This window comes from Rathayibacter sp. AC451 (genome assembly GCF_979253095.1).
In genome coordinates this window covers 3826438-3842432 of record NZ_CEEDBD010000001.1, presented here as the reverse complement: position 1 = coordinate 3842432, position 15995 = coordinate 3826438, and the positions used below count along the sequence as shown (strand labels likewise).

Genomic DNA, 15995 nt, shown 5'->3' with positions numbered 1-15995 from the left:
GCTTAGGGGTCGGCTCCTCCGCCGCCCGCGGCTCGCCGACGATCACGCCTTCACCGCACCGGCGGCCAGATCGACCTTCCAGAACCGCTGCAGGACCAGGAAGATCGCGATCAGCGGGATGACCGAGAGCAGGGCTCCGGTGATGACCAGCGTGTAGAGCGACGGGGCCGAGGCGCCCTGGTTCAGCAGGCCGTTCAGACCCACCGTCAGGGGGAACAGCTCGTCGTTGCCGAGCATGATGTACGGCAGCATGAAGTTGTTCCAGATGGCCACGAACTGGAAGAGGAAGATCGTCACGAGGCCCGGGAGCAGCATCGGCGTCGCGATGCGGGTGAAGATGTACATCTCCTTGGCGCCCTCGGTGCGGGCCGCCTCGATCACGTCGGTCGGCACGGCCGCGGCCGAGTAGATCCGGGCCAGGTAGATGCCGTAGGGGCTGATGATCTGCGGCAGCAGGACGCCCCAGAAGGTGTTCGTGAGCCCGACGTTCGCGAGCAGGAAGTACTGCGGGATCGCGAGGATCACGCCGGGCACGAGCACGCCCATCAGCAGGACGTTGAAGACGACCTTCTTGCCCGGGAACTCGAACTTCGCGAGCACGTAGCCCGAGAGCGCGGAGATCCAGGTCGAGGCGATCGCGCCGAGCCCGGCGTAGAGCGCGGTGTTCAGCATCCAGCGCCAGAACAGCCCGTCGCGGTACGAGGACAGCGCGACGATGTTGTCGATGAGGTGCGTGCTGGGCGCGAGGGTGAAGGTCGAGAACAGCTCTCCGCCGTCCTTCGTCGACGCCATGAGCACCCAGAAGACGGGGAAGAGGCAGTAGATCGCGCCGACGAGGAGGATCCCGGTCGAGATCGCGCTCGGCCGCTCGCGGTGCGCGAGGGGCGAGCGGGACGAGCGCTTCGCGGGGGCGGTGGTGCCGAGGCGGGGGGCGACGGTGGTCATGGATCAGTCCTCCTGTCCGAAGGCTCGCTTCTGCACGACCCGGAGGAAGAGGAAGGAGACGATGAAGGTGGCCAGGGCGATCACGACGGAGGTCGCCGCGGCGGAGTAGATGTCGTCGCGGGTGAACGCGTCGCGGTAGACGAGCATGAGCGGGGACCAGCTCGTCGAGAGGCTGTTGGTCAGCGGGCGCAGCGTGGTCGGCTCGGCGAACACCTGCAGGGTCGCGACCATCGAGAACAGCGCGGTCATCACCAGCGCGGGCGCGAGGATCGGGATCTTGATGCGCAGGGCGATCTGCACCTCGCTGGCACCGTCGATCCTGGCGGCCTCGTAGATGTCCGTCGGCACAGCCTTGAGCGAGGTGTAGATGACGATCATGTTGAAGCCGACACCGCCCCAGAGCGCGATGTTCGCGATACCGAAGATGACGGCGCCGGAGGAGAGCAGGCTCGGGGCGTCCCAGCCGATCCGCTCGAAGACGTAGTAGAAGGGGCTGACCGCGGGCAGGTAGAGGAAGCCCCAGAGCAGCGAGCTGATCACGGCGGGCACCGCGTAGGGCAGGAAGATCGAGATCCGCGAGAAGCCGACGGCGCGCGTGCGCTGCGAGTCGAGCAGCAGCGCGAACAGCAGGGCCAGCCCGAGCATGCACGGGATCAGGATGAGCCCGTAGAGCAGGACGCGTCCGACGCTCGCGGCGAACTCGGGGTCCGACAGCGCGGACACGTAGTTCTCGACGCCGGCGAACACCTGCTTCTGGGCGCCCGATCCCAGGCCCAGACCGCTGACCTGGCGCTTCTGGAAGCTGAGGAAGAGCGTGTAGACGATGGGTGCCGCCATGAAGGCGACGAAGAGCACGATGCCGGGAGCGAGCATCGCGTAGGGGATGCCGACCCGCGAGCGCCAGCCGGAGCGGCCGGAGCGGCGGGCGGCGGGGCGGCTCGAGCGGTTCGACGAGACGCTGCCGTCCGGTGCTCGGGTGATCGTGGGAGCGGTCATCGCTGGTCCTCGTCCTGCTTGCTGGGGTGGTCTGCGCGTGCAGTGGCGATGCCGCTGCACGGGAGGGGTGGTGCGGAGGCGGGGCCGGGGGGACCCCGCCTCCGTCACCGTCAGTTCACGGAGAAGCCGCTGGAGACCAGGTCGTCCGTCGTGATCGACTGCATCGCCTCGACCGCCTCGACGAAGGCCTGGCGGGTCTTCGCGTCGGCCGCCTTGGCGAACTCGTCGTTGTAGGCGCTGAACGCGACGTTCACGTTCGGGCCGTAGGTGAAGCTCGAGACCGTGTCGGCCGCCTCCGACGCGATGTCGTAGAAGTCGGCCTGCTGGCTGAAGAACTCCGGAGCGGTCGTCAGCGCGGGGCTCGCGGCTTCGGTGGCGGCCGGGTATACACCCGAGATGTCGGCCAGAGCGGCGACGGCCTCGGGGTCGCTGTTCAGCCAGGTGGCGAACTCGACCGCGGCCTCGACGTGGTCGGACTGCGTCGTGACGGCCGTGCTCGAGCCGCCCCAGTTGCCGTTCGAGGGGGCGGAGGCGTCCCACTGCGGGAGCGTCGCCGCGGTCCAGAGACCGGCGGTGTCGGGGGCGTTGCCGCCGAGGACGCCGGGCGCCCAGACCGAGCTGATCCAGCCGACCTGCGAGCCGTCGTTCAGACCGGCGTTCCACTCGGGCGTGTACATCGGCTTGTTGTCGATGGCGCCCTCCTCGACGAGGCCGCCCCAGTAGTCGGCGACCTGCTCGGTCGGGCCGGCGTCGATGTCGACGCCCCAGCTCTGGTCCTCGATGGACCACCAGGAGGCGCCGGCCTGCTGCGCGAGGCCGGTGAACCAGCCCGCGTCGTTCGCCGAGAACGTGCCGAGGTACTTCGACGGGTCGGCCGCGTGGACGGCGCGCGCCACCTCGGCGTACTCGTCCCAGGTGGTCGGCACCGCGAGGCCGAGGCTGTCGAGGATGTCGGTGCGGTAGTAGGCCATCATCGGGCCGGAGTCCTGCGGGATCGCGTAGACCGCGTCGCCGCCGAGGGTGACCGAGTTCCAGACGCCGTCCGAGTACTCGCCGGCCAGGTCGTCCGACACGGAGCCGGAGATGTCGGCGAGCGCGTCGGAGGAGACGAGCGTCGGGATCTTCTGGTACTCGGCCTGGATCAGGTCCGGAGCGCCGCTGCCGGCCTTGATCGCGGTGAGCAGCTTGGTGATGGCGGGGTCCCCGCCGTCCTGCTTGTTCACGGTGACCTGGATGTCGGGGTTCTGCTCGTTCCAGATGTCGACGACCTGCTCGAGGTTCGGAGCCCAGGCCCAGTAGTTCAGGGTCACGGGTCCGGACTCGCCGGCGTCGCCGGATGCGGTGCAGCCGGTCAGGGTCAGGGCGGCGGCGGCCGCGGTCGCGATGGCGGCCCTGCGGAGTGATGTGCGCATTCGTCCTCCTTGTCGAAGTGCTGTGTGGTGGTGGTGCACGGGCGCTCCGACGAGGGATGGACGACGGTGTACCTGTGAGCGGTTACAGTTACACATACGGAACCGGGGACTGTCAACTCGACGGATTGCGCGGATTCAGACGGCTTCCAGGCCGACAACGCTTCCGGTCGGCCGGTCATCCCGTGCTAGAACTGGGAGCGCACACAGTTCGAAGGAGATCTCCGCATGACCACCGCCCCCAGCTCCCCCGTCGCCGACGCGGTCGCGGAGACCCCCGCGCCGCCGTGCTCGGCCGCCCCGGCAGCGCCCTCCTCGGCGGCCGCTCCGAGATCCGCTACGGCGGCGACTACAACCCCGAGCAGTGGCCGCGCGAGGTGTGGGACGAGGACATCGCCCTGATGCGCAGCGCCGGGGTGAACCTCGTCAGCATCGGCATCTTCTCGTGGGCGCTGCTCGAGCCCCGTGAGGGCGAGTACGACTTCTCGTTCCTCGACGAGCTGATCGGGCTGCTGCACGCGGCCGGCATCGACGTCGACCTCGCGACGCCGACCGCCGCGCCCCCCGCCTGGTTCTGGAAGAAGTACCCGGAGGCCCGTCCCGTCACCCGCGAGGGCGTCACGCTGGGCTGGGGCTCGCGCGGCATGGTGAGCCCGAGCTCGCCCGAGTACCGCGCCGCCTGCGTCGCGCTGACCGAGCGCCTCGCCGAGCGCTACGCCGCCCACCCCGCGGTCGTGCTCTGGCACGTCCACAACGAGTACGGCGCCCCGATCAGCGAGGACTACTCCGAGTACAGCGTCCGCGCGTTCCGCACGTGGCTCCAGCGCCGCTACGGCACGCTCGACGCGCTCAACTCCGCCTGGGGCACGCTCTTCTGGGGCCAGGTCTACGGGGAGTGGGACGAGATCGACGCGCCGCGCGTCTCGGCGAGCACCGTCAACCAGACGCAGCGGCTCGACTTCGCCCGATTCACCTCCGACGCCCTGCTCGAGTGCTTCCGCGCCGAGCGCGACGCGATCAAGCGCTTCGCGCCGGACACCCCCGTCACCACGAACTTCATGGCGACGAACTGCCCCTCGGTCGACCTCTGGAAGTGGAGCGAGGAGGTGGACATCGTCGCCAACGACCACTACCTCGTGGCCGAGCGCCGCGACAACCACGTCCTGCTCGCGCTCGACGCCGACCTCACCCGCTCGCTGGCCGGCGGCGCCCCGTGGATCCTGATGGAGCACTCCACCTCGGCCGTCAACTGGCAGCCGCGCAACATCGCCAAGCGCCCCGGCGAGCTCGCCCGCAACAGCATGAGCCACCTCGCGCGCGGTGCCGATGCGATCCTGTACTTCCAGTTCCGCGCCTCGCGCTACGGCGCCGAGAAGTTCCACTCAGCGATGCTGCCGCACGCCGGAGTGGGCAGCCGCGTGTGGAAGGAGGTCGTCGCCCTCGGCGACGAGCTGGCCGGGCTCGGCGAGGTCCTCGGCTCCCGGGTGCACGCCCGTGCCGCGATCCTCTGGGACTGGGAGTCGTTCTGGGCCCAGGACCTCGAGTGGCGGCCGTCGGTCGAGCTCGAGCACCGCGAGCGCGTGATCGCGTACTACACCGAGCTCTGGCGCCGCGGCGTGAGCGTGGACTTCGCGCACCCGCACGCCGATCTCTCCTCCTACGACATCGTCCTGGCGCCGGCGCTGTACCTCGTCGACGAGACGTCGAAGGCGAACGTCGAGGGCTATGTCCGCGGGGGCGGCACGTTCGTCGCCTCGTACTTCTCGGGCGTCGTCGACCAGAACGACGCCGTGCACGCGGGCGGCGCTCCCGGCGCCTTCCGCGAGGTCCTCGGAGTGGCCGTGCCCGAGTTCCTGCCGCTGCACGCCGACGAGACCGTCGCGCTGAGCACCGGCGCCTCGGCGTCCGGCTGGGCCGAGGAGCTCGTGCTCGAGGGCGCGGACGCGGTCGCGGACTACATCGACGGGCCCGCGGCAGGCGGTCCGGCCGTGACGCGCCACGGATACAGATCCGGTCGCTCCTGGTACGTGTCGACCCGGGTCTCGGGCGACGATCTCGGCGCGATCGTGGAGGACGCGCTCCGCGACGCCGGCATCGAGGCCCGCCTCTCTCCCGAGGGCCTCGAGACCGTGACGCGTGTCGGGGAGGACGCCGAGTACGCGTTCTTCCTGAACCACTCCGGCGACGACGTGCTCGTCGACGCGGCGGGCGTGGAGCTGCTGACGGGAGCGGAGGCGGCCGGAACATTGACGGTGCCCGCCGGCGCGGTCCGGGTCGTGCGCCGACCGCGCTGACGCCCCGCGATCGGGAGGGCGCCCCTCGGACCTCGGTCCGGAGGGCGCCCTCGTGTCGTTCCGGGTGCGCTCAGCAGGCGCCGTACCGACCGAAGGCGCCCGCACCATCCGCAGGGCTTCGCACCGTCTGCAGGGCCCCGCACCGTCTGCAGGCATCCGCACCGTCTGCAGGCCTTCGCTCGGTGTGCAGGGCATCCGAGCCGGAACAGCCATTCCGCCGCAGGGAGCACGACGGCACGACCGGGATCCCCTGCAGATCGCGCAGCCACCCCTCCCGCCGAGACCGGAGCCGATCCGGAGCCGACGCCCCTCCCCGCGCACGCAGAAGGGGCCCGGTCCGAAGACCGAGCCCCCTCCCCGCGTCACGACCGGGGTCGTGTCACCGTGGTGCTGCTACTCGAGCGAGCCGTCGACGGTCTCCTCGAACGAGGTGACGTTGCCGGCGGAGTACTTGTAGATGGACACCGACGCCTCGCTCGGGTCGCCGTTCTCGTCGAATGAGATCGGGCCGGAGAGACCGTTGTAGTCGATGTCCTCATCGTCGGCGAGCAGGGCCGCGCAGTCCGCGTAGGTGGTGCACTCCGTGCCCTCCTTCGAGACCGACTCGAGGTTGTCGCGGATGGTCGCGCCGTCCGTCGCTCCACCCTGCAGCGCCGCGAGGGCGAGCAGGACGGTGGCGTCGTAGGACTCGGGAGCGTAGCTGAACACCGTCAGCGGGTCGTTGCCCTGCTCCTCGACGAGGGCCTGGAGGTTCGACTGGAACTCCTCCGACGCCTGGACGCCCGGGTTGGTGAACTGGGCGCCGGCGATGTCGACGTTGGTGTCCGACTCGCCGATGACGCCGTAGTTGCCGTCCGTGCCGTAGAGCTTCGAGAAGTCGAAGCCCTTCGCCGCGAGCTGCTCCGCGATCGTCTTGATCTCGTCGAACGAGATCACGACGAGCGCGTCGGGGTTCGGGGCGAGCACCGTGGTCAGAGCCGAGTTGAAGTCCGTCGAGGCGGGCTCGAAGATCTCCTCCGCGGCGACGGTGGCTCCGCCGGCCTCGAGGGTCTCCTTGATGTTCTTCTGGAGACCGGTGCCGTAGGCGTCGTTCATGTACAGGATCGAGACGTTGGTCTTGCCGTCGCCCAGGATCTTGTTGCCGAGGATGCGTCCCTGGAGCACGTCCGAGGGAGCGGTGCGCCAGTAGTAGCCGTCGTCCTCGTACGTGGTGAAGTCGGGCGAGGTGTTGGCCGGCGAGACCTGCACGACGCCCGCCTGGGTCACCTGGTCGATGAAGGTCTTCGACACACCGGACGACGCCGCGCCGATGATGGCGGAGACGCCGTCGGCGATGAGCGAGGTGGCGGACTGCGTCGCGATGTCGGTCGACGTGTCTCCCGAGTCCTTCGGCTCGACCTCGATCGAGAGGCCGGCAGCGGCCTCGTTGATGTCGGCGACCGCGAGGTCGACGCCGGCGAACTCGGGCGGGCCGAGGACGGCCAGCGTCCCGGTCTGCGGCAGGATCGCGCCGATCTTGAGGGAGAGGTCGCCCGATGCGCCGCCGTCGGTGCCCGCGTCGCCGTCTCCGCCGCCGCTGGCGCAGCCGGCGAGGACGAGTGCGCTGGCGCCCAGGATGGCGACACCGCCGAGGGTTGCCCGGAGGGACCGTGCGCGAGCCGAACCGGCCTTCGCGTAAACGCCCATGTTGCTCCTTGAGAGTGATTGTCGTCAGAGCGGTGCCGGAGGCAACCGCTCGGCAAACGTAACCTTCGAGGAGGCCGTGAACAATACAAGGGTGTTACGAATGGATTTCGCGACCTGATCGTTACTTCCGGTCGCAGCAACCGCTCTCAACGACGTTATCCGTCGTTCACGCCACCAGACGGCGCCTCCGCCGCTCTGCCGCGACGAGGTCGACTGAGAAGATCGCCAGGGCCGCCCAGACCAGCCCGAAGCCGAGCCAGCGCTCGGGCGGCATCTCCTCGCCCAGCACGAACGCACCGACGAGGAACTGGAGGAACGGCGTCAGGTACTGGATGAATCCGACGATCGAGAGCGGGAGGCGGCGCGCGGCCCCCGCGAACAGCAGCAGGGGCACGGCGGTCACGATGCCCGCCGACGCGAGGATCAGCGCGTGCCCGGTCCCCTCCGTGCCGAAGGTCAGCCCGACCAGCGAGCCGACCACGGCCAGCTGCACGATCGCGAGCGGAGTCAGCCACAGCGTCTCGAGCGTCAGCCCGGCGACGGCGTCGATCCGGCCGCCCACCCGGCTCTTCACGAGCCCGTAGAAGCCGAACGAGAAGGCGAGGGCGAGCGAGACCCACGGGAACGCTCCGTACCCCACGGCGATGACCAGCACGGCCACGGCGCTGATCGCCATCGCGATCCACTGCGCCGGGCGCAGGCGCTCCCGCAGCACGAGGACGCCCAGCAGCACCGTGACGAGCGGGTTCATGAAGTAGCCCAGCGCCGCCTCGATCACGTGGCCGGTCGTCGTCGCGATGACGTACACCTGCCAGTTGACGTAGATCAGCACTCCCGCGAGAGCCATGACGCCCAGGAGCCGCGGCTCGCGGAAGAGACCGAGGAACCCGGCCCAGCTGCGGGTGACGCTCAGCAGGATCAGGCAGAAGACGAGCGAGAAGAGCACGCGGAACGCGACGATCTCGAACGGGGAGGCGGGCGCCATCGCGATGAAGTAGAGCGGCATCGCGCCCCACAGCAGGTAGGCGCCGAAGCCGAACCAGAGCCCGGTGGTCGACAGACCGCCACCGGACCCCCGAGCCGGGGGCAGCGCCTCGACGCCCTCGCCCGCGGCCGCGTCGGCGGCGGTCGCCCGGGTGCTCGCGGGGGTCTGGTCGGAGGGGGTGCGGGGAGGCGGACACCCCTCCGATGCTACGCACGGCCGGAGCGGCGCGACCGCGCGGAACGGTCATCCGGGGCCCCGATCAGGCCACCGGTCGGAAGGGGGACCGACCGGGGACGACGAAGGGCCCGGCGACCGAGGTCGCCGGGCCCTTCGTCGTGATGCGTCCTAGCGGACGACGACCGCGAGGACGTCGCGCGCCGAGAGGACCAGCAGGTCCTCGCCCGAGAACTTGACCTCGGTTCCGCCGTACTTGGAGTAGATGACCTTGTCACCCACGGCGACGTCCAGGGGGACGCGGTTGCCGTTGTCGTCGATGCGGCCGGGGCCCACGGCGACGACTTCACCCTCCTGCGGCTTCTCCTTGGCGGTGTCGGGGATGACGAGACCGGAAGCGGTCACCTGCTCCGCCTCGACCTGCTTGATGACGATGCGATCTTCGAGCGGCTTGATGGACACCGACACGGTTGACCTCTTTCTTGACGACGATGTGGCGGAGCGCGGTTCTGGCACACACGCTCCGAGAGTGCTAGATCCACTGTAGAGGCTGTGCTGGCACTCGTGCAATCAGAGTGCCAAGCCGGGCGGCGCGATCGCTCGGGGCGAGTGGCCTAGCATGGCGGGATGCACCGCGACGAGCTGGTCGAGCTCCTCTCCCCCGAGGGGCTCCGGCTCCTCGACTCCCTCGACGGGTACCGCTCGGACGACCTCGTGCGCGCGGTCGCGGCGCTGCGCTCCGCAGGCCACTCGCCCGCCCTGGTCTCGGGGGTCCTCACCCAGTCGCGGCTGCGCGAGAAGGCCCGCGGCAAGTTCGGCGAGTTCGCGCGCTCGATGCTCTTCACGGACGCGGGCCTCGAGCAGGCCACGCGGCTCCGGGTCGCCGCCCTGCACGCGGGCCGGTACGCCGGCGCCGGAGCGACGAGGATCGCCGACCTCGGCAGCGGCATCGGCGGCGACGCCCTCGCCCTCGCCGCGATCGACCTCGAGGTGACGGCCGTCGACGCGGACGAGGTCACCGCCACCCTGGCGAGCTTCAACCTGGCCCCGTTCCCCTCGGCGCGCGCGGTGCACGGCGACGCCGAGACCTTCGACCTCGAGGGCTACGACGCCGTCTACCTCGATCCGGCGCGGCGCACCGCCGGCCACCGCGAGACGGCGCGCCTGGACGACCCCGACGACTACTCCCCCTCGCTCGCCTTCGCCTTCGGCCTCGCCGAGCGCCTGCCCGTCGGCGTCAAGGTGGGTCCCGGCTTCGATCGCGAGCGGATCCCGCGCGACGCGGAGGCCCAGTGGGTGTCGGTGGACGGCGACCTGGTCGAGACCGGCCTCTGGTTCGGCGCTCTCGCGCGTCCCGGCGTCCGCCGCTCCGCCCTGCTCCTCGGCGCCCACGGGGCAGCCGAGCTGACCGCGGCCGCGGACTCCGACGACGAGGAGGTCGGCGACCTCGGCGCCTACGTGCACGAGCCCGACGGCTCCGCGATCCGCGCACGCCTCCTCGGCGAGCTGGCCCGCTCCAGCGGCTCGCGAATGCTCTCCCCCGGCATCGCCTACCTCACCGGCGACGAGCCCGCCTCCTCGCCGTTCCTGCGCAGCTTCCGCGTGCTGGCCGAGCTTCCGCTGGACGAGCGGACCCTGGCGAAGGAGCTGCGCGGACGCGGGATCGGCGTGCTCGAGATCAAGAAGCGCGGGGTCGACGTCGATCCGGCGCGGTTCCGCAAGAAGCTCGGGCTGTCCGGCCGGGGCAGCGCGGTGCTCATCCTGACGCGCGTGCAGGGCCGCCACCGCGCATTGCTGGCCGAGCGCGTCGCCTGAGCGGTCGGCTCTAGGGCCTGTTGGACAGGAGATCGCCGTCGCGAGCACGGCCTGGTCGTGCGAGCTGCAAGGAGGAAGCCGAAGGTCGATGCGGGCATCGACCGAGGATTCCGACGCCGCAGATCGTGCGATCAGGCCGAGCGGAGCACGCGAGATCGTGTTCAACAGGCTCTAGGAGTTCGCCGCTCCGATCGCCACCACGAGGATCACCACGGTGACGGCGAGGTAGATCAGCGAGACGACGATTCCGGCGAGACCGGTGATGATCGCCGCCAGAGCGAACCCGCGGGCGGCGGGCTCCCGGCGCCGCCCGAGGACCCCGAGCACCACAGCGGGCGCCGAGAGGACGAAGCCGAAGCCCCAGACGAACACCGTGATGACCAGGCCCGCGATGCCGAGGATCATGCCGACGATGCTGAGCGTCTTCGGGGCGGTGGGAGGCGGGGGCGCGGACGCGTACGCAGGCGGCGCGGCCGCGTACGCATACGCAGGCGGCCGGCCCGAGGGCGATCCGTAGTCCGGGGCGTCCGACGGGCCGGGAGCCGGCGGGACTCCGTAGGCGGGCCCGGGGCGCGAGGAGGACGGCGGCGCCGGCGGGGCGGGAGGGATCGGCGGCACGGGCGGGACGGGGACGGTGCCCGGACGCTCCTCGGAGCCGGGCGCGGCGCTGTCGTTCATGGCGCCGAGTCTATCCAGCACCCGTCGGAGACCTCAGGCGGGCAGATACCCGTCGGAACGCAGGCCGCCGACGAAGGCGGTGTAGGCGAGGTACGCGACGACGGCGAGTATCACGACCAGGTAGCCCAGCGCGAAGCCGGCGATCGCCAGACCGCGTCCGCGCTGGCCTGAACGCCGGGCCTGGGCGAAGCCCACGTGGCCGAGCACGATCGCCGCGGGTGCGAGACCGAGGATCCCGCAGAGCAGTGCGGCGACCGCGAGGCCGTTGAGCGGCGTCCGCGGACGAAGACCACCCGGGAAGCCGGGGTGCGGATCCGCGGAGCCCGCCGGCGGCGGGTAGGCCGCCGACGGTGCTCCCGTGGGAGGGGCGAACGGGAGAGGGGGTGCCGGGTCACCGGCGACCGCCCCGGCGGACTCGTCGTTCACGTGCTCTCCCCTCGCGCGGCTCCGTCCAGCCTAGGGTCCCCCGAGGGACCGGCCGTCGTCAGTACTCCGACATCGGGACGGTGGCCAGCGCGGCGAAGAAGAGGACTCCGACGATGACTCCGAGGATCAGGGCGGCGAAGCCGATGACGATCGCGGCGATCGCGAGGCCGCGTCCCTTCTCCCCCGTGCGCTTGATCTGCGACAGGGCGATGAAGCCGAGGACGATCCCGACGACGGAGACGAAGAACGAGGCGATGAAGCCGATGATCGCCAGGATGTTGTAGCGATCGGTGGTCGGCGTGTACGGAGTGGTCATGGGATCCCCCTTGATCAGGAACGGCAGGAGAGGCCAGCGTGGCAGGGCGCCGAGCACGCTGTCAAAAGGCTGAGCGCCGCTTGCAGAGCGCCGGATCCACGACTAGTGGACCTGGATCTCGGTGACCGGCAGGGTCGAGTCGGCACTGAAGTCGAGACTCGAGGGTGCGCGACCGGCCCGGATGAGCTGGGCGGCGAGCGCCGCGATCATCGCCCCGTTGTCGGTGCAGAGCGAGAGCGCCGGGATGCGCAGCTGGATCCCCGCCGCGTCGCAGCGCTCCTGCGCGAGGGCGCGGACCCGGGCGTTCGCGACCACTCCGCCGCCCAGGAGGAGCCGCGGCACGTCCCGGTCGCGGCACGCCGCGATCGCCTTCGTCAGCAGCACGTCGGCGACCGCCTCGCGGAAGCTCGCCGCCACATCGGCGATCGGCACCTCCTCGCCCGCGTCCTGGCGCTTCTCCACCCAGCGGGCGACGGCGGTCTTGAGCCCGGAGAACGAGAAGTCGTAGCGGTGGCGCTCGAGGTCCTTCGGCAGGCTGAGCCCGCGCGGGAAGCGGATGGCGCGCGGATCGCCGAGAGCGGCCACCCGGTCGATCTGCGGGCCGCCCGGATAGGGCAGGCCGAGCACGCGCGCGACCTTGTCGAACGCCTCCCCCGCCGCGTCGTCGATGGTCTCCCCCAGGAGCTCGACGTCCGACACCAGGTCGCGCACGTGCAGGAGCGATGTGTGACCGCCCGAGACCAGCAGTGCGATCGTGGGCACCTCGACCGGGCTGCCATCGCTGCCGTCGGCCCGCAGCACGTCGGCCCCGACGTGGCCGACCAGGTGGTTCACGGCGTACAGGGGCTTCCCCAGTGAGACGGCGAGCGCCTTCGCCGCCCCCACGCCGACCATCAGCGCGCCGGACAGGCCCGGGCCGCTGGTGACGGCGATCGCGTCGAGGTCCTCGAGGGCGACGCCGGCCTCGGCGAGGGCCGTGCGGAGCGTGGGCTCGAGCGCCTCGAGGTGGGCGCGCGCGGCGACCTCCGGCACCACTCCGCCGTAGCGCGCGTGCTCGTCCATCGACGAGGCGATGGTGTTGGCGAGCAGCGTGGTGCCGCGGACGATGCCGATCCCCGTCTCGTCGCAGCTGGTCTCGATCCCGAGGACGAGCGGTCCGGCGCTCATGCGGTCTCCTCCGTCGCCCGCGCGAGTGGGGCGCGCATCACGATCGCGTCCACTCCGTCGGGCTGGTAGTAGGCGGGGCGGACCCCGATCTCGTCGAAGCCCTCCGATCGGTAGAGGGTCTGCGCCCCGGGGTTGTCCGCGCGGACCTCGAGGAACACCTCGCGGGCGCCGCGCGCGCGCGCCTCGGCGAGCAGGGCGCCTAGCAGGCGCCGCCCGAGTCCGCGGCGCCGGGCGGAGGCGAGGACCGCGATCGTCTGGACGTCCCCCTCGTGGGCGCCGCGCGGGCAGAGCAGCCCGGCATACCCCGTGACGACTCCGTCGTCCTCCGCGACGAGGTAGTGCGTGTGGGCGCTGCGGATCTCCTCCGCCATCATCGTGCGCGACCAGGCGTCGCTCGTGAACTCCGACTCCTCGATCGCCATGATCGCGTCGAGGTCCGCCGGCACGGCCCTGCGCAGCTGTGCGCTCACGCCGTCACCCGCTTGGGCCCGTCCGACAGCGTCACATCGGGCGAGCGGAGGTAGAGGGGCTCGTCGGCCGCAGGGGCCCGGCCCGCCGCACGGCCGAGCGCGGCGACGGCCCCCAGTGCCGCGGCCGACACGGACGCGGCCTCGAGCCGGGGAAGCTCGGGGAAGGGCAGCGACCCGGGCTTGTCCAATCCCGGGCCGTCGATGCGCACGGGGAGCCCCTGCTCGTCGAGTCCCGCGTAGGCGCTCCAGTAGAGCTCGCGGCGGCGGGCGTCGGTGACGACCAGGAACCCGGGTTCCCGTCCCTCGCGCAGCGCCGCCAGGGCGAGGGCGTCGTGCGACACGACCGGCAGCGCGGGGACGCCGCGGCCGAAGGCGAAGGCGCGCGCGGCGGCGATCCCGACCCGCAGGCCCGTGAAGGGTCCGGGACCCATGCCGACCGCGACGGCCCCGATGTCGGCGCTGGTCGCGCCCGCGGCGGCGAGAGACTCCTGGATCAGTCGGCCGACGACCTCGGCGTGCCGCATGGTGTCGCTCTCCGAGCGCTCGGAGAGGACGGCGCCCCGGTCGTCGACGACGGCGACGGAGGTTCCGGAGGAGGTGTCGATCGCGAGCAGCACCCTGACAGGGTACCCGCGCGGCTCACACCCAGCGGGTGCCGCGGAAGCGGACCGTCCGCGGCTCGATCGGCTCCTCGCCCTCCGCGGCGTCGGACCCGGCGGTCGGGCGCTCGATGACGATGTCGAGCCACGACTCCGCGACTCCGTCGAGCAGCCCGGCACCCCACTCCACGACGACGACGGAGTGCTCGAGATCGAGGTCGAGGTCGTCCAGCTCGACCGCCGAGCCCACGCGGTAGGCGTCGACGTGCACGAGCGGCGGGCCGTCGTGCAGGGGCGGATGCGTGCGCGCGATCACGAAGGTCGGGCTCGTCACGGGCCCGCGGACGTCCAGGCCCTCCCCCAGTCCCCGCGTGAACGTGGTCTTGCCCGCGCCGAGCGGTCCGGTGAGCACCAGCAGATCGCCGGCGCGGAGCGAGCGGCCGAGCTCGCGGCCGAGCTCCTCCATCTCCTCCGGATCCGCGACCTCCACGGTGCGGTCGGCGAACGAGGCGCGGTCGGTGAACGAAGCGCGGTCGCCGGACCGGCCGCGCTCAGCCACGATCGCCGCCGAGCACCCGGCGCTGCACGCGCCCGCCGACCCGGGTCACGAGCTCGTAGTTGATCGTGCCGCACCAGCGCGCCCACTCGTCGACCGAGGGGACGCCGGTCGTCGGGTCGCCCCACAGGGTGACGGCGTCGCCGGCCTCGACCGGGGTGTCGCCCACGTCGACGACGAACTGGTCCATGGCCACCCGACCGGCGATGCGGTGGCGGCGTCCGCGGATGTGCACCTCGGCGACTCCGGAGGCGCTGCGCGGGATGCCGTCGGCGTAGCCGAACGGGATGAGCGCGAGCCCGGTCGCGGCATCGGCGCGGTAGGTGTAGTCGTAGCTGACGCCGACGCCCTCGTCGACGCGCCGGACGCCCGCGACGCGCCCCTGCAGCGTCATCGCCGGGACGAGGCCGAGCTCGAGCGACGTCTCGTCGTCGAAGGGCGAGAGGCCGTACGCCCCGATGCCGACGCGGACCATGTCGCGCCGCGCCTCCGGGATCCGCAGCGCACCGGCGGACGCCGCGAGATGCACGAGGGGTGCTGCGACGCCGCGCTCGCGCAGCAGCGCCTCTCCGCGGGCCAGGACCGCGAGCTGGGCGAGGTCCTCCTCGCGCGACGTGTTCGAGAGGTGCGAGAACACCCCCGTCAGATGCAGGACGCCGCGCGCGGTGTGCCGCGCGAGAGCCTCGGCGAGCTCGGGCCACTCCTGCTCCGGAGCGCCGTTGCGGCTGAGACCGGTGTCGAGCTTCAGTTGCACCGCCGCGCGCGCCCCGCGGTCCTCGGCGGCCTGGGCGAGCGCGTCGAGCTGGGCGAGCGAGGAGACGCCGACGTCGACGCCGTGCTCGACCGCCGCGTCGAAGTCCTCGCCGGGGTCGTGCAGCCAGCAGAGCAGCGGAGCGAGGACCCCCGCCTCGCGCAGGGCGACCGCCTCGCGGAGGTCCGCCGTGCCGAGCGCATCGGCCCCGCCCGCGAGCGCCGCCTGCGCGGCCGCGAGCGCTCCGTGGCCGTAGGCGTTGGCCTTCACGACCACCATCAGCCGACGAGCACCCGTCAGCTCCCGCATCCGCCCCACGTTCCGGGCGATCGCGTCGGCGTCGATCAGCGCCTCGCGGAACGACAGCGGCGCGGTCACGACTCGGCCACCACGAACGCGCAGGCGACGCCGGCGTCGTGCGTCATCGAGAGGTGGATCCGCGCGATTCCCCGCGCATCCGCCGCCGCCCGCGCCGCCCCGTGGAGGGCGAAGGACGGGTTCCCGTGCTCGTCGCGCTCGACGACCATGTCGTGCCAGCGCGCCCCGGCCGAGTCCCCCAGCGCCTTGATGAGCGCCTCCTTCGCCGCGAAGCGCCCGGCGAGGGAGGCGACGGGGAGATCGCGTTCGCTCGGGGCGAACAGGCGATCGCGGAGGCGCGGCGTGCGGTCGATCGCCCGCGCGAAGCGGGCGAGGTCCACGACGTCCACGCCGATCCCCACGATCACGAC

The 15995-nt window shown here is 71.7% G+C and carries 17 protein-coding genes; 2 read left to right on the top strand and 15 right to left on the bottom strand.

The genetic code is table 11. From position 1 onward, the window contains the following. Positions 1-42 precede the first annotated feature (42 nt). From AC0CID_RS18450 to AC0CID_RS18440, 3 genes are all read right to left on the bottom strand, one after another. Complete coding sequence (locus tag AC0CID_RS18450; RefSeq protein ID WP_207405309.1) at positions 43-945, bottom strand: carbohydrate ABC transporter permease; 903 nt, start codon at positions 943-945, stop codon at positions 43-45. Between the two features lie 3 nt (positions 946-948). Beyond that, entirely contained in the window at positions 949-1941 is a 993-nt protein-coding gene (locus AC0CID_RS18445) for a carbohydrate ABC transporter permease (RefSeq protein WP_207405307.1), read from the bottom strand. Positions 1942-2051: 110 nt separating this feature from the next. Next, positions 2052-3353 carry an ABC transporter substrate-binding protein gene (locus AC0CID_RS18440; protein WP_465227921.1) on the bottom strand — a complete coding sequence of 434 codons (1302 nt, stop codon included), beginning with the start codon at positions 3351-3353 and terminating at the stop codon, positions 2052-2054. A 284-nt stretch (positions 3354-3637) separates the two neighbouring features. On the opposite strand from AC0CID_RS18440, the gene AC0CID_RS18435 reads away from it, so the two are divergent. Next, on the top strand, positions 3638-5644 hold the full coding sequence (locus AC0CID_RS18435) for a beta-galactosidase (protein WP_465227920.1): 2007 nt from the start codon (positions 3638-3640) through the stop codon (positions 5642-5644). Positions 5645-6037: 393 nt separating this feature from the next. On the opposite strand, the gene AC0CID_RS18430 is transcribed toward AC0CID_RS18435, so the two are convergent. The 3 genes from AC0CID_RS18430 to groES form a co-directional block, all read right to left on the bottom strand. After that, complete coding sequence (locus AC0CID_RS18430; protein WP_207405301.1) at positions 6038-7330, bottom strand: ABC transporter substrate-binding protein; 1293 nt, start codon at positions 7328-7330, stop codon at positions 6038-6040. 166 nt (positions 7331-7496) lie between these two features. Then, on the bottom strand, positions 7497-8420 hold the full coding sequence (rarD, locus tag AC0CID_RS18425; protein WP_465228137.1) for an EamA family transporter RarD: 924 nt from the start codon (positions 8418-8420) through the stop codon (positions 7497-7499). Positions 8421-8660: 240 nt separating this feature from the next. Then, positions 8661-8957, bottom strand: coding sequence for a co-chaperone GroES (gene groES, locus AC0CID_RS18420; protein ID WP_055787236.1), 297 nt, complete (start codon positions 8955-8957; stop codon positions 8661-8663). Between the two features lie 159 nt (positions 8958-9116). Between groES and AC0CID_RS18415 the strand changes: the two genes are divergently transcribed. After that, positions 9117-10304, top strand: coding sequence for a class I SAM-dependent methyltransferase (locus AC0CID_RS18415; protein ID WP_465227919.1), 1188 nt, complete (start codon positions 9117-9119; stop codon positions 10302-10304). 171 nt (positions 10305-10475) lie between these two features. Here AC0CID_RS18415 and AC0CID_RS18410 read toward each other — a convergent pair whose 3' ends face one another. The 9 genes from AC0CID_RS18410 to AC0CID_RS18370 all read right to left on the bottom strand — a co-directional run bounded on the left by AC0CID_RS18410 (position 10476) and on the right by AC0CID_RS18370 (position 15992). After that, positions 10476-10982, bottom strand: coding sequence for a DUF4190 domain-containing protein (locus AC0CID_RS18410; protein WP_465227918.1), 507 nt, complete (start codon positions 10980-10982; stop codon positions 10476-10478). 33 nt (positions 10983-11015) lie between these two features. Next, positions 11016-11408, bottom strand: a complete 393-nt coding sequence (locus tag AC0CID_RS18405; protein WP_465227917.1) for a DUF4190 domain-containing protein — start codon at positions 11406-11408, stop codon at positions 11016-11018. Positions 11409-11466: 58 nt separating this feature from the next. Further along, positions 11467-11724: a DUF4190 domain-containing protein gene (locus AC0CID_RS18400; protein WP_207403148.1), complete on the bottom strand. Its 258-nt coding sequence runs from the start codon at positions 11722-11724 to the stop codon at positions 11467-11469. 102 nt (positions 11725-11826) lie between these two features. Beyond that, entirely contained in the window at positions 11827-12891 is a 1065-nt protein-coding gene (gene tsaD, locus AC0CID_RS18395) for a tRNA (adenosine(37)-N6)-threonylcarbamoyltransferase complex transferase subunit TsaD (RefSeq protein WP_465227916.1), read from the bottom strand. Next, positions 12888-13361, bottom strand: coding sequence for a ribosomal protein S18-alanine N-acetyltransferase (rimI, locus tag AC0CID_RS18390; RefSeq protein ID WP_465227915.1), 474 nt, complete (start codon positions 13359-13361; stop codon positions 12888-12890). Before rimI ends, tsaD begins: the two co-directional genes overlap by 4 nt. After that, the gene (gene tsaB, locus AC0CID_RS18385; RefSeq protein ID WP_465227914.1) at positions 13358-13978 is read right to left on the bottom strand and encodes a tRNA (adenosine(37)-N6)-threonylcarbamoyltransferase complex dimerization subunit type 1 TsaB; all 621 of its coding nucleotides are present in this window, start codon (positions 13976-13978) and stop codon (positions 13358-13360) included. Before tsaB ends, rimI begins: the two co-directional genes overlap by 4 nt. Positions 13979-14000: 22 nt before the next feature. After that, on the bottom strand, positions 14001-14426 hold the full coding sequence (gene tsaE / locus AC0CID_RS18380; RefSeq protein WP_465228136.1) for a tRNA (adenosine(37)-N6)-threonylcarbamoyltransferase complex ATPase subunit type 1 TsaE: 426 nt from the start codon (positions 14424-14426) through the stop codon (positions 14001-14003). Positions 14427-14511: 85 nt separating this feature from the next. Beyond that, on the bottom strand, positions 14512-15645 hold the full coding sequence (alr, locus tag AC0CID_RS18375; RefSeq protein ID WP_465227913.1) for an alanine racemase: 1134 nt from the start codon (positions 15643-15645) through the stop codon (positions 14512-14514). Beyond that, entirely contained in the window at positions 15642-15992 is a 351-nt protein-coding gene (locus AC0CID_RS18370; RefSeq protein ID WP_465227912.1) for a holo-ACP synthase, read from the bottom strand. Before AC0CID_RS18370 ends, alr begins: the two co-directional genes overlap by 4 nt. Between the last annotated feature and the right edge of the window lie 3 nt (positions 15993-15995).

Coding starts and splice junctions, on each gene's coding strand:
- AC0CID_RS18450 (WP_207405309.1), bottom strand. CDS start 945: ATGACCACCGTCGCCCCCCGCCTCGGCACCACCGCCCCCGCGAAGCGC.
- AC0CID_RS18445 (WP_207405307.1), bottom strand. CDS start 1,941: ATGACCGCTCCCACGATCACCCGAGCACCGGACGGCAGCGTCTCGTCG.
- AC0CID_RS18440 (WP_465227921.1), bottom strand. CDS start 3,353: ATGCGCACATCACTCCGCAGGGCCGCCATCGCGACCGCGGCCGCCGCC.
- AC0CID_RS18430 (WP_207405301.1), bottom strand. CDS start 7,330: ATGGGCGTTTACGCGAAGGCCGGTTCGGCTCGCGCACGGTCCCTCCGG.
- AC0CID_RS18415 (WP_465227919.1), top strand. CDS start 9,117: ATGCACCGCGACGAGCTGGTCGAGCTCCTCTCCCCCGAGGGGCTCCGG.
- AC0CID_RS18410 (WP_465227918.1), bottom strand. CDS start 10,982: ATGAACGACAGCGCCGCGCCCGGCTCCGAGGAGCGTCCGGGCACCGTC.
- AC0CID_RS18400 (WP_207403148.1), bottom strand. CDS start 11,724: ATGACCACTCCGTACACGCCGACCACCGATCGCTACAACATCCTGGCG.
- tsaD (WP_465227916.1), bottom strand. CDS start 12,891: ATGAGCGCCGGACCGCTCGTCCTCGGGATCGAGACCAGCTGCGACGAG.
- tsaE (WP_465228136.1), bottom strand. CDS start 14,426: ATGGAGGAGCTCGGCCGCGAGCTCGGCCGCTCGCTCCGCGCCGGCGAT.